The sequence below is a fragment of the Microbacterium sp. NPDC089189 genome, assembly GCF_040685095.1.
Classification (GTDB): Bacteria; Actinomycetota; Actinomycetes; order Actinomycetales; family Microbacteriaceae; genus Microbacterium.
On the sequence record NZ_JBFBHG010000044.1, the window covers coordinates 1 to 13,144 of the forward strand.

The 13,144-nt window shown below is 71.1% G+C and carries 10 protein-coding genes; 8 read left to right on the forward strand and 2 right to left on the reverse strand.

Going from position 1 to position 13,144, the window contains the following annotated elements; genetic code table 11:
- The first annotated feature begins 105 nt into the window (after positions 1-105).
- The 3 genes from AB0N73_RS15895 to AB0N73_RS15905 all read left to right on the forward strand — a co-directional run bounded on the left by AB0N73_RS15895 (position 106) and on the right by AB0N73_RS15905 (position 4,877).
- Positions 106-867 (forward strand): ion channel, encoded by a 762-nt coding sequence (locus AB0N73_RS15895; protein WP_363565256.1) that lies wholly within the window; start codon positions 106-108, stop codon positions 865-867.
- 105 nt (positions 868-972) lie between these two features.
- The gene (locus AB0N73_RS15900) at positions 973-2,700 is read left to right on the forward strand and encodes an ABC transporter ATP-binding protein (protein ID WP_363565258.1); all 1,728 of its coding nucleotides are present in this window, start codon (positions 973-975) and stop codon (positions 2,698-2,700) included.
- Entirely contained in the window at positions 2,697-4,877 is a 2,181-nt protein-coding gene (locus AB0N73_RS15905) for an ABC transporter ATP-binding protein (RefSeq protein WP_363565260.1), read from the forward strand. The genes AB0N73_RS15900 and AB0N73_RS15905 overlap by 4 nt, the downstream gene beginning before the upstream one ends.
- On the opposite strand, the gene AB0N73_RS15910 is transcribed toward AB0N73_RS15905, so the two are convergent.
- Positions 4,866-5,183, reverse strand: a complete 318-nt coding sequence (locus AB0N73_RS15910) for a hypothetical protein (RefSeq protein ID WP_363565262.1) — start codon at positions 5,181-5,183, stop codon at positions 4,866-4,868. The two genes, AB0N73_RS15905 and AB0N73_RS15910, sit on opposite strands and share 12 nt — an antisense overlap.
- Positions 5,183-5,791 carry a hypothetical protein gene (locus tag AB0N73_RS15915; protein WP_363565264.1) on the reverse strand — a complete coding sequence of 203 codons (609 nt, stop codon included), beginning with the start codon at positions 5,789-5,791 and terminating at the stop codon, positions 5,183-5,185. Before AB0N73_RS15915 ends, AB0N73_RS15910 begins: the two co-directional genes overlap by 1 nt.
- A 113-nt stretch (positions 5,792-5,904) precedes the next feature.
- Here AB0N73_RS15915 and AB0N73_RS15920 point away from each other — a divergent pair, with 113 nt between their 5' ends.
- From AB0N73_RS15920 to AB0N73_RS15940, 5 genes are all read left to right on the forward strand, one after another.
- Entirely contained in the window at positions 5,905-7,119 is a 1,215-nt protein-coding gene (locus AB0N73_RS15920; RefSeq protein WP_363565266.1) for a glycosyltransferase, read from the forward strand.
- Between the two features lie 14 nt (positions 7,120-7,133).
- The gene (locus AB0N73_RS15925) at positions 7,134-8,231 is read left to right on the forward strand and encodes a glycosyltransferase (protein ID WP_363565274.1); all 1,098 of its coding nucleotides are present in this window, start codon (positions 7,134-7,136) and stop codon (positions 8,229-8,231) included.
- 248 nt (positions 8,232-8,479) lie between these two features.
- Positions 8,480-9,499 (forward strand): helix-turn-helix domain-containing protein, encoded by a 1,020-nt coding sequence (locus AB0N73_RS15930; RefSeq protein WP_363565268.1) that lies wholly within the window; start codon positions 8,480-8,482, stop codon positions 9,497-9,499.
- Positions 9,500-9,593: 94 nt separating this feature from the next.
- On the forward strand, positions 9,594-11,777 hold the full coding sequence (locus AB0N73_RS15935; RefSeq protein WP_363565270.1) for an AAA family ATPase: 2,184 nt from the start codon (positions 9,594-9,596) through the stop codon (positions 11,775-11,777).
- A gap of 125 nt (positions 11,778-11,902) precedes the next feature.
- Positions 11,903-12,736: a UbiA family prenyltransferase gene (locus AB0N73_RS15940; protein WP_363565272.1), complete on the forward strand. Its 834-nt coding sequence runs from the start codon at positions 11,903-11,905 to the stop codon at positions 12,734-12,736.
- Positions 12,737-13,144 lie beyond the last annotated feature (408 nt).

The following is a 13,144-nucleotide window of genomic DNA, read 5'->3' on the forward strand; positions in this document are numbered from 1 at the left end:
CGCGGGGCGCGCGGCGGAGGCTGCCGGAGCACCCCCGCCCGCCCCGTCGCGCGCATGCGCGCGACGGGCCGTGTCGGCGAAGGGCGGGGGCCCTAGAGTGCTGGGATGAGCAGGGCGAAGACGCACACGGAGGGCGACCCGCGGGGCGAGACGGCGGCGACGCGGCGCTGGGAGAGCGCGACCTACTGGCCGCTCACGGTCGCGGCCCTCGTGTTCATCGTGACCCAGACCATCCACGTCGTGGGCGACGTGCGCGGTGACTGGGCGATCCTGACCAGGTCGATCATCGCCCTCACCTGGGCCATGTTCATCGCCGACTACCTGGTGCGGCTGGCCATGTCGAAGCCGCGCGCACGGTGGTTCCGCACCCACCTGTTCGACCTGGCGGTCGCGCTCCTGCCGGTGCTGCGCCCTGTGCGGCTGCTCGGTGCGTTCACGCGCATCGCCTCGTTCACCCGGACGGCGGCGAGCTCGCTGCGCAGTCGGATGCTGATCTACGGCATCGGCGCGGCGTTGCTGCTCATCTGGACCGCCTCGGTCACCGTGCTGGGATTCGAGCGCGACGCCCCCGGCGCCACGATCACGGGCTTCGGGGACGCGGTGTGGTGGGCCTTCTGCACGGTGACGACCGTCGGCTACGGCGACTACACGCCGGTCACCGTGCCCGGGCGCATCGTCGCCGTCGGCCTCATGATGGGGGGCGTCGTGCTGGTGGGCCTCATCGTCGCGACCTTCTCCTCGTGGGTCATGGAGCGCGTCACCCGCGACAACCCCGATCAGCTCGCCGCGACGCGAGGCGACATCCATCACCTCGAAGCCGAGCTGCGCGCACGCGGCGCGGCTCCGGACGCCACCCCTCCCGCCTGAGCGGCGCGGCAGGCTCCGCCCACGGGTGGATGCGCGTGTCGGAAGGGAGGCCTAGTCTGATTCGCGGCGCGCGGCCGGGCGCGCCGACATCGATCGGGGACCGCCGTGCTCGGAAAGCTGCTCGTCCGCTACCTGGCGCCGTACCGCTGGCTGCTGCTGGGACTTCTCGTGTTCCAGTTCGCCTCGGCGATGGCGTCGCTGTACTTGCCTCGGCTGAACGCCGACATCATCGACAAGGGCGTCGCCCAGGGCGACACCGCGTTCATCTGGTCGACCGGGACGCTCATGCTGGCGATCTCGCTCGGTCAGATCACCGCGTCGATCATCGCCACGTTCTTCGCGGCACGCGCGGCCATGGCCGCCGGCCGCGACATCCGCCGCGACGTCTTCGAGAAGGTGAGCGGATTCTCCGAGCGCGAGGTGTCGCAGTTCGGCCCCGGGTCGCTCATCACCCGCAACACGAACGACGTGCAGCAGGTGCAGATGCTCGCGATGATGGGCGCCACGATGCTCGTGACCGCGCCGCTGCTCGCGATCGGCGGCATCGTGATGGCGGTGCAGCAGGACCTCGGGCTCAGCTGGCTGATCGCCGTCGCCGTGCCCGCGCTCCTGCTGGTCGCCGGCCTCATCATCGCCCGGATGGTGCCGCTGTTCCGGCAGTTCCAGTCCAAGCTCGACGCCGTCAACCGCGTCATGCGCGAACAGCTGACCGGCGTCCGCGTCGTCCGCGCGTTCGTGCGCGAGGACATCGAGGAGAGCCGGTTCCGCGTCGCCAACACCGACATCATGGTGATCGGCCGCAAGGTCGGCTCGCTCTTCGTCCTGCTGTTCCCCCTGGCCATGCTCGTGCTGAACGTCACCGTCGTGGGCGTCATCTGGTTCGGCGGCATCCAGGTCGACCAGGGCAACGTCGAGATCGGCACGCTCTTCGCGTTCATGCAGTACGTCGGTCAGATCCTCATGGGGGTCCTGATGGCCAGCTTCATGACGATCATGATCCCGCGCGCCGCGGTCTCGGCCGAGCGCATCGGCGAGGTCCTCGCCGCCGACGGCGGGCTCGTGCGTCCCACGGCGCCGGTCACCGTCCAGCCGGCGCCGGGCAGCATCGCGTTCGAGGATGTCGCGTTCAGCTACCCGGGCGCGCAGTCGCCGGTGCTGCAGGGCATCACCTTCCGCGCCGAGCCCGGCGAGACCGTCGCGATCGTCGGGTCGACCGGCTCGGGCAAGACGACGCTCGTCTCGCTCATCCCGCGCCTGTTCGATGCGACCGCCGGAGCGGTGAGCGTCGGCGGTGTCGACGTGCGCGAGGCCGACCTCGACCGCCTCTGGCAGAGCATCGGGCTCGTGCCGCAGCGACCGTTCCTGTTCACCGGCACCGTCGCCTCCAACCTCCGGTTCGGACGCGAGGACGCGACCGACGACGAGCTCTGGGCGGCGCTCGAGATCGCGCAGGCGCGCGACTTCGTTTCCGAGATGACCGGCGGCCTCGAGGCCCGCATCGCGCAGGGCGGCACGAACGTGTCGGGTGGCCAGCGTCAGCGCCTGGCGATCGCGCGTGCGATCGTGCACCGGCCCGACGTGTTCGTCTTCGACGACTCCTTCTCCGCGCTCGATCTGCGCACCGACGCCCGATTGCGCAGCGCGCTCTGGCGGGAGCTGCCCGACACCACGAAGATCGTGGTCGCGCAGCGCATCTCGTCGGTCACCGGCGCCGACCGGATCGTCGTCCTCGACGGCGGGCGGATGGTGGGCGTCGGCACGCACGAGCAGCTGCTGGCCAGCAACGACACGTACCGCGAGATCGTCGAATCGCAGCTGGGAGTGGACGCATGAGCACGCCGGACACCCTCACCGAGGAAGAACGTCTCGAACTCGAGCTGGCCGAGCAGGCCCGGCAGTCGTCGGGCGACTGGGATTCGGTCGCGCCGGGCAAGGCCGCCAACTTCGGGCGGTCCTTCGCCCGCCTGATCGGGCTGCTCCGCCCGCACGCGCTGGCCTTCGTCCTGGTCTCGCTGGCCGGCGCCGCGGGCGTCCTGCTCGCGGTCATCGCCCCCCGCGTGCTCGGCGACGCGACGAACGTCATCTTCGAGGGCGCCGTCTCCGCGGGGCTCGGCGGGCAGTTCCCGGTCGGCACCTCGCAGGCCGACGTCATCGCGGCGCTGCAAGCGGCCGGTCAGAACGACATCGCCAACATCGTCAGCGCCATGCCCGACTTCGCCGTCGGCGCGGGCGTCGACTTCGAGCGGCTGCGCGTCGTCACGATGGCAGCCCTCGCGATCTACATCGGCTCCGCCGTGCTCACCTGGTTCCAGGGCTTCATGATCAACATCATCATGGTGCGCACGATGTGGCGGCTCCGGGAGTCGGTCGAGGCCAAGATCAACCGCCTGCCGCTGGCGTACTTCGACCGGGTGCAGCGCGGGGAGCTCATCTCCCGCGTGACCAACGACATCGACAACATCACCCAGACGATGCAGCAATCGCTGTCGACGGTGGTCACGTCGGTGCTCACGGTCGTCGGCGTGCTCGTGATGATGTTCTCGATCTCCTGGCAGCTGGCGCTCGTCGCGCTCATCTCGCTGCCGCTGATGGCCGTCATCTTCGGCGTCATCGGACCGCGCTCGCAGAAGTCGTTCGCGACGCAGTGGCGCAAGGTCGGGCGCCTCAACGCCCGTGTCGAGGAGTCGTTTTCGGGCCACGCCCTCGTCAAGGTCTACGGCCGCGAGGCGGACGCCCGCGAGAAGTTCCAGATCGAGAACGAAGAGCTGTTCCAGGCCAGCTTCCGGGCCCAGTTCCTCTCGGGCATCATCATGCCGGGCATGATGTTCATCGGAAACCTGACGTACGTCGGCATCGCGGTGCTCGGGGCGCTCATGGTCGCCGGCGGCCAGCTGCGGCTCGGCGACGTGCAGGCGTTCATCCAGTACTCGCAGCAGTTCACGCAGCCGCTGTCGGAGCTCGGCGGCATGGCCGCGGTCATCCAGTCCGGCACGGCCTCGGCCGAGCGGGTGTTCGAGCTGCTCGACGCCGAGGAGCAGGAGCCCGACGACGAGGACGCCCCCGCCCCCGCGCACGGCGCCGGCGTCATCGAGTTCGAGCACGTCGCCTTCGCGTACGCGCCCGACAAGCCCCTCATCACCGACCTCTCGTTCCGCGTGGAGCCCGGCCAGACGGTGGCGATCGTCGGTCCGACCGGTGCCGGCAAGACCACCCTGGTCAACCTGATCATGCGTTTCTACGAGCTCGACGGCGGGCGGATCCTCCTCGACGGGCAGGACATCGGCGAGCTCACCCGCAACGACGTGCGCTCCCGCACCGGCATGGTGCTGCAGGATCCGTGGCTCTTCGCCGGCAGCATCCTCGAGAACATCCGGTACGGGCGCGCGACGGCGACGGACGACGAGGTGATCGCCGCGGCGGTCGCCACCCGCGTCGACCCGTTCGTGCAGACGCTGCCCGACGGTTACGACACCGTCCTCGACGAGGATGCGTCCAACGTCTCGGCCGGAGAGAAGCAGCTGATCACGATCGCCCGCGCCTTCGTGGCCCGACCCGCGGTGCTGATCCTCGACGAGGCCACCAGCGCGGTCGACACCCGCACCGAGCTGCTGCTGCAGCACGCGATGGCGGCGCTCCGCGAGGGACGCACGTCGTTCGTGATCGCGCACCGCCTCTCGACCATCCGTGACGCCGACCTGATCCTCGTGATGGAGCACGGCGACATCGTCGAGCAGGGCACGCACGACGAGCTCATCGCCGCCGAGGGCGCGTACTGGCGCCTGTACCGCTCGCAGTTCGAGCAGGCGGCGAACGAGGGCGCCGCGATCGTCGAGTCGCCCGCGCAGCCCGACGACGCGGCGGCGGCCGAGGCAGCCGGTGGCGGCGTGCTGCCCGGGGGTCCGGTGGCCCCCGGCGCGCCCGTGGCCCCGGGCGGCCCGGCGGCACCGGGCGGACCGGCGCTCGACGCTCCTCCCGCCGCCGACGGCGACGGGTCGACCTCAGCGCGGTGAGCGGGTGCCCGGCGCGCCTCCGAGGCGGCCGGGCAGCACGGCGAGCACCGGCGCCCGGTAGCGGAGGGCGGGCGGTTCGGCCGGGTCGAGGGTGATCTCCGCCCGGCCGAAGCGCCACAGGCGGTTGAACAGGTAGACGCCCACCGTGACGGGGACGTCGGCCGGCAGCTGCCAGGTGCCGAGCCCCCACTGCGCCGGCTGGCCGCGTCCGGCCACGACCAGTGTGGGGCGGACGCCTGCCCACAGCGCGTACCAGGGCTTGTGCAGGGTGATCTCGACGCGGCGCGTCGGCGGATGCTCGGCCATCATCGGCCGGCGGGGCCGGTCGGGTCGATGCGCAGCACGGGTCCCGCCTCGTCCAGCGGGATGTCGTCGGCCAGGCGCAAGGTGCGGGCCACGTCGTCGACCGCCGCGAGGACCGTGCCCACGCGTTCCCGGTCGCCGAACACGGCGTTGAGGGTCACGAAGTGCGTTCCCGTGTCCCAGGTGTAGGTCGCGAACGGCGGCGTCTGCGGCGTCGGCGGCAGGTCGACGAGCAGCTTCTCGCCGGTGCCCAGGTAGGGGGTGCGGAAGTCCTCGGTGTCGTCGTACTCCATGGGCATCATCGCGCGGGCGGTGCGCAACTGGGGCGTGGCCTCCTGCACCTGCGCGAGCAGCACGACGAGCTCCGGATCGGCCTTCCACATCCACGCCAGAACGCGGCCGTCCGCCCGACGCAGCAGCAGGGGAGCGGCCTGGCTCATGAGCCACGCGGCGACCCCGCTGCCCGGTCGCGGCGTCGCGCCGGCCGCGCCGTTCGCCTGGGCGAGCAGCATCCCGATCGCGCGCTTGCGGTGTCGGCGTCCGCGGAGTCCGAGCGAACCGGTGGCGGCGACCCAGAGGGCCGGATCGGCGTCTGCCTGCAATCGGTGCATGAGCCCAGGGTAGGCCGGGGCGCCTCCGAGAGCGCTGCGGGGTGCTCGGGTACAGTGGGGAACCCTGCGCAGACCCCGCGCACGAGACTTCAGAGTTAGGCAGCCACCACCCCGTGACTTCCCCCTCGATCCCCGACCTCCCCCCGTCGGAGAGCGCCGAGCGTCCGTTGACGATCGTGATCGGATGCGACACCTTCGCCCCCGACGTCAACGGTGCCGCACGCTTCGCCGAGCGCCTGGCCGCAGGCCTGTCGGCGCGCGGCCACGACGTGCACGTCATGGCACCGTCCCAGCGCTACCGGCGGTTCCCGCCGGCCACCGAGATCATCGAGGGCGTACCCGTGACGGTGCACCGCATCCCCGCGGTGCGCTGGCCCCCGCACGACTGGCTGCGGTTCGTGTGGCCGTGGCGCGCAAAGCACTACTCGCGCGGAGTGCTCGACAGCGTCAAGCCGGACGTCGTCCACATCCAGTCGCACATCGTGATCGGGCGCGGGCTCATCCGCGAAGCGCGCAAGCGCGGCATCCCGGTGATCGCGACGAACCACGTCATGGCCGAGAACATCCTCGACTTCACGACGCTGCCGCCGCTGCTCGACAAGCTGTTCCTGAAGCTGGCCTGGGACGACGCCTCGCGCACGTTCCACATGGCGCGCGCCGTGACGACGCCCACGCGCCGTGCCGCCGAGTTCCTCGAGACGACGATCGACATCGACGGCGTCATCCCGATCAGCTGCGGCATCGACGCCTCCGGGTACACGCCCTCGCTCGGTCAGCGCGACGCGAACCGCATCCTGTTCGTCGGCCGCCTGACCACCGAGAAGCACATCGACACGCTGCTGCACGCGGTGACCAAGCTCGACCCGGCGCTCGACGTGACGGTCGACGTGGTCGGCGGCGGCGACCAGCGCAAGTCGCTCGACGCCCTCGTGCAGCAGCTGAATCTCGGTGACCGGGTGACCTTCCACGGCCGCGTCGAGGAGGACGACCTGCGCAAGATGTACACGCGCGCGTCGGTCTTCGCGATGCCCTCGATCGCCGAGCTGCAGTCCATCGCCACGATGGAGGCCATGGCGTCGGGGCTTCCCGTCGTCGCCGCCGACGCGCTCGCGCTGCCGCACCTCGTGCACGACGGCGAGAACGGCTGGCTGTTCCGGCCGCAGGACGCCGACGACCTCGCCGAGAAGCTCACGCGGGTGCTCACCGCGTCGCCCGAGGAGTACAGCGCGCTGCAGCAGGGCTCGCTGTCCGGAGTCGAGATCCACGACATCGACCGCACGCTCGACACGTTCGAGAAGCTCTACCGGGGCCAGCCGGTCACGCCGTGAGCGCGGCGGCACCCGTGCGGCTGTTCTTCGACGCCCGGTACATCCGCACGGACTTCCACGACGGCATCAGCCGGTACTCGGCCGAGCTCGCGGCGGCGACGTTCGCGGCCGCGCCGGAGGCCGGTGTCGAGGTGACGTTCCTCATCCACGATGCGGCGCAGATCCCGCTCCTGCCGGAGGGGGCGTCGACGCTCGCCATCCACGCGCCGACCTCGTGGCGCGAGCCGTTCACGGCCCGCCTGCTGAACCGCTTCGAGCCGGATGTGGTGTTCTCCCCGATGCAGACCATCGGGTCGATGGGGCGCCGGTTCCGCCTCATCCTCACGCTGCACGACACGATCTACTACCGTCACCGCACCCCGCCGCGCGACCTGCCCGCGCCGGTGCGACTGGGCTGGCGGCTCTTCCACCTGAGCTACGTGCCCCAGCGCATCACGCTCGATGCGGCGGATGCGGTCGCCACCGTGAGCGAGACCAGCGCCCGCCAGTTCGCCGCCGTACGCCTCACCAAGCGTCCGGTCGTGGTCATCCCGAACGCGCCGCAGCGCCTCGCCGAGTACCTGGGCGACACGGCGGTCGTCAGCGACGGCCCGGTGCGCAACATCGTCTACATGGGCTCGTTCATGCCGTACAAGAACGTCGCCACGCTGGTGCGTGCGATGGCCGATCTGCCCGGCCGCACGCTGCACCTGCTCAGCCGCATCTCACCGGACCGGCGAGCCGAGCTCGCGGCGCTCGTCCCCGCCGGCGCGGATGTGGTCTTCCACGACGGTGTGACCGACGCGGAGTACGCGGCGCTGCTGGCCGACCGCGCCCTGCTCGCGACCACCAGCCTCGACGAGGGGTACGGCCTGCCGATCGCCGAGGCGCTCGAGCTCGGAGTCCCCGCCGTCGTGACCGATCTCCCGATCTTCCGCGAGGTGGCGGGCAACGGCGCGCTCTACGTCGACCCGCACAATCCCGCGGCCTTCGCCGCCGCCGTCCGGACCCTCGACGACGACGCCGAGCGCGCCCGCGTGATCGCGGCCGGGTCGGAGCACATCGCCCGCTTCGCGTGGACGCGGTCCGCGACCACGCTGCTCGACACCGTCCGCTCGCTCGCCGCTCGCTGATCCTCCGCGGGTGGGGGCCGTGCGGGCGGCGCGCTCGGGCGCTGGGATGCGGGTGTGGTCGGTGCGGACGGGACGATACCCGTCACGGGCGACGACCACGATCGTGGCGACGATGCTGAGCGCTGCGAGAGCGCCGATGATGAGAAATGCGACCATGGCAGAAAAGCTACGGGTAGCGGGATGACGCCACGAGTGGCAGGATGGTCACACATCACGTGTTTCCTGCCAAGCCCCGATCGGAGCAATGGATGAAGACCGTCGCCGTCATCGTGCAGCCCGGGTTCACGCCCTTCGAGTTCGGACTCGCCTGCGAGGCCTTCGGCCTCGACCGGTCCGACGACGGCATCGAGCCGTTCGACTTCCGGGTGTGCGCCCTCGAGCCGGGCGTCGTGCCGTCGAACCTCGGGTTCTCGATCAACGTCGACAACGACCTGTCGTTCGCCGACGACGCGGACCTGGTCGTGGTGACCCCGATCCCCCGGGCGCGGTGGGGAGAGATCGACGACCGGCTGGCGGTGCTGCTGCGCCGCGCCGCCGACCGCGGGGCCTGGCTGCTCAGCGTGTGCAGCGGTTCGTTCGTCCTCGCGGCCTCCGGTGTGCTCGACGGCCGCCGCGCCACGACCCACTGGATGTACACGCAGCGCATGTCGGACATGTACCCGGGGATCGAGATCGACCCGGATGTGCTCTACGTGCAGGACGGCAAGGTCATCACGAGCGCCGGCACCGCGGCCGGTCTCGACGCCTGCCTCCACCTGCTGCGCCAGGAGCTGGGGGCGGAGGCGACGAACACGATCGCTCGCCGCATGGTCGTCGCCCCCCAGCGCGAGGGCGGGCAGGCCCAGTTCATCGCCCGCCCCATCCCGCAGGCCACGTCGCTCTCGCTGGCGCCGGTCATCGACTGGATGATGGAGAACCTGCGGCTGGATCTGACGGTCGAGCAGCTGGCGACCAAGGCGCACATGTCGCCGCGCACGTTCGCGCGGCGGTTCAAGGCCGACATGGGCGCGACGCCCGCGGCCTGGGTCGGGCGGCAGCGCGTTCTGCACGCGCAGCGCCTGCTGGAGCAGACCGACCTCGGCCTCGACCGCATCGCCGACGAGTGCGGCTTCGGATCGGCGGCGGTGCTGCGTCAGAACTTCGCCCGCGTGCTGAGCGTGACCCCCACCGCCTATCGCGCGCGCTTCGCGTGTCACGACGACGACGTGTCCGACGCGGGCGCGGGTGCGCCGTCGCTCGCGGCCGTGCCGGCGGCATCCGTGGCCTGAGGCGTTGTTGTTCCGGATCTAGCGGCGCCGACGTCGCGGTGCTAAACTTGAGTCAAGCAAGCTCAAGTTTGAGCGCACAGATTTCAGGAGACACATGAACGCCACACAACAGCCGGGACAGGAGGAGGCGCAGAGCGCCCTCGAGCAGTTCGGCATCAACCTCACCGAGCGGGCCCGCCAGGGAAAGCTCGACCCCGTCATCGGACGCGACAGCGAGATCCGTCGCGTCAGTCAGGTGCTCACCCGGCGCACCAAGAACAACCCCGTCCTCATCGGCGAGCCCGGCGTCGGCAAGACGGCCGTCGTCGAGGGCCTCGCCCAGCGCATCGTCGCCGGCGACGTCGCCGAGTCGCTGAAGAACAAGGAGCTCGTCTCGCTCGACATCTCGGCGCTGGTCGCCGGTGCGATGTACCGCGGGCAGTTCGAGGAGCGCCTGAAGAGCGTGCTCAAGGAGATCACCGAGTCCGACGGACGCGTGATCACGTTCATCGACGAGCTGCATGTGCTGATGGGCGCGGGTGGCGGAGAAGGCTCCGTCGCCGCATCCAACATGCTCAAGCCCATGCTCGCGCGCGGTGAGCTGCGCCTGATCGGCGCCACCACGCTCGACGAGTACCGCGAGTTCATCGAGAAGGATGCGGCGCTCGAACGTCGCTTCCAGCAGGTCTACGTGGGCGAGCCCAACGTCGAAGACACCGTCGCGATCCTCCGCGGGCTCAAGGAGCGCTACGAGGCGCATCACAAGGTCGCCATCGCCGACGGTGCGCTGGTGGCCGCCGCCGCGCTCTCGAACCGCTACATCCCCTCGCGTCAGCTGCCCGACAAGGCCATCGACCTGATCGACGAGGCCGCGTCGCGGCTGCGCATGGAGATCGACTCGGCGCCGCTCGAGATCGACGAGCTGCGCCGGCACGTCGACCGGTTGAAGCTCGAAGAGCTCGCGCTCAAGAAGGAGAAGGACCCGGCCTCGCGCGAGCGTCTCGAGAAGCTCCGCACCGATCTGGCCGCCGAAGAGGCGCGCCTCGGTGAGCTGCAGGCGCGTTGGGAGACCGAACGCGCGTCGCTCAACCGCGTCGGCGACCTCAAGACCCGGTTGGACGCCGCGCGCGTCGAGGCCGAGCGTGCGCAGCGCGAAGGCAAGCTGGAGCGGGCATCGCGCCTGCTCTACGCCGAGATCCCCGCGCTCGAGCGCGAGGTCGCCGAGGCCGAGCGCGCCGAGTCGAGCGGCGGTGAGCGCATGGTCAACGACCAGGTCACCGACGAGGACATCGCCGCGGTCATCGCCGCCTGGACCGGCATCCCGGTGGGGCGGCTGCTGCAGGGCGAGACGCAGAAGCTCGTGCACCTCGAATCCGAGCTGGGCAAGCGTCTCATCGGGCAGAAGCCGGCCGTGAAGGCCGTCGCGGATGCGGTTCGCCGCTCGCGCGCCGGCATCAGCGACCCGAACCGGCCCACCGGTTCGTTCCTCTTCCTCGGGCCCACCGGCGTCGGCAAGACCGAGCTCGCCAAGGCGCTCGCCGAGTTCCTCTTCGACGACGAGCACGCCATGGTGCGCATCGACATGTCGGAGTACGGCGAGAAGCACTCGGTGTCGCGTCTGGTCGGGGCCCCTCCCGGATACGTGGGCTACGAGCAGGGCGGTCAGCTGACCGAGGCCGTGCGGCGACGCCCCTACTCGGTCGTGCTGCTCGACGAGGTCGAGAAGGCGCACCCCGAGGTGTTCGACGTGCTGCTCCAGGTCATGGATGACGGGCGTCTCACCGACGGACAGGGCCGCACGGTCGATTTCCGCAACGTCATCCTCATCCTCACCTCGAACCTGGGGTCGCCGATCCTGATCGACCCGACGCTGTCGGCCGCTGAGAAGCGCGAGCAGGTGCAGGTTCTGCTACGGCAGGCGTTCCGGCCCGAGTTCCTCAACCGGCTCGACGACACCGTCATGTTCGAGGCGCTCACGCAGGACGACCTGGCCCAGATCGTGGAGCTCTCGGTCGACGCCCTGCAGCGCCGCCTGAAGGACCGTCGTCTGACGCTCGCCGTCACCCCCGACGCGCGGGCATGGCTTGCCGAAGCCGGCTACGACCCGGTGTTCGGTGCGCGGCCGCTGCGTCGCCTCATCCAGTCTGAGATCCAGGACCGCCTGGCCATGGCCATCCTCTCCGGCGGCGTGCGCGACGGCGACGTGGTGCGCGTGGATGTGGATGCCTCCGGCTCGCAGCTGGTGCTCACCAGCACGGGCCCCGAGGAAGAGGTCGTCGAGGCCGAGCTGGAGGACTGACCCGCCGGCAGGTCTCATCACGAGCACCCGTCGACGCATCCGATCTCGGATCGCGTCGGCGGGTGCTCGCGGCATTCGGGGCCGTGCCGCACCGCGACGGGCGTCCGAGCGCGTAGCGTCGGAGCATGATCCGCGTCCGAGCGCTGTGGGCGTCTTCGCACCCCGGGCCCACCTGCGTCGTGACGGCGCTCTCGCTGGCGCTCGGGATCGTCTCCGGCCTCGAGCCGTGGCGCCTCGCGCTGCTGGCCGCCGCGGTGTTCTTCGGGCAGCTCTCCGTCGGCATCTCGAACGACGCGATCGACGCGGCCCGCGACCGGGCCGTCGGACGCACCGACAAGCCGATCGCCCGGGGCGATGTCGGCCTGCGCACCGCGTGGGTCACGGCGCTCGGAGCGCTCGTCGTCGCCCTGGCGCTCTCGGCGCCCCTCGGATGGCGGATGCTGCTCGCCCACGCGATCCTGCTCGCCTCCGCCTGGTCGTACAACGCCGGACTCAAGAAGACGGCGTTCTCGATCGTGCCGTTCCTGCTCAGCTTCGGGCTGCTGCCCTCGGTCGCGACGCTGTCGTCCGCCGACCCCGTCCCGGCGCCGATCTGGGCGGGCATCGCCGGAGCCGTGCTCGGCGCCGCGGTGCACCTGGCGAACGTCCTGCCCGATCTCGACGATGACCGGCGCACCGGTGTGCGGGGTCTTCCGCACCGGATTGGGGCGACCGCATCCGCGGTGCTCGCGGCCCTCGGTGTGATCGGCGGCGGTGTCGCGGTGCTGGTGGGCTCGGCGGACGGCGCCGTCGCCCCCCTCGCCTGGGTCTTCTTCGCCGCGGTCGTCGCGGTGGCCGTTGCGGCAGCTGTCGCGGCCCTCCGGCGGCAGCCCGGGCGGAACGTCTTCCGCCTCGTCATGCTCGCCGCCCTCCTCCTCGCCGTGCAGCTGATCGCCACCGGCGGCTCCCTCATCCCCTGACCCGCGGGCGGTCCTGGTGCTGCGGCGTGCGTGCTGCGGCGTGCGGTGCTGCGGCGTGCGGCGTGCGGCGTGCGTGCTGCGGCGTGCGGTGCCTGAGCCGCCGTGCGGTGCCCGCCGAGCGCACATCCCGTGATCGAGCGCACATGGTCCGGGATGTGCGCTCGGTTACCGGATGTGCGCTCGGCCGGGTGTGGCGTGTGCATCGGCGCGGGGCCCGGCGGTGCCTGGCACCCTCTCGGCTGGGTGCGTGCGCCCGCGGTGGTCCGCCCGGGCGGATGTGGGCGGCGCGGCGGTGAAGGGGGCGTGCCCCGAGCGCCAGCGTGATGGATGGGTGCCCGAGCCGCCGAGCGCACAAAACCAGTAAAAGCCCAAAAAGTTCCACAATTTGGCCCCGCCACCGGAAGTGGG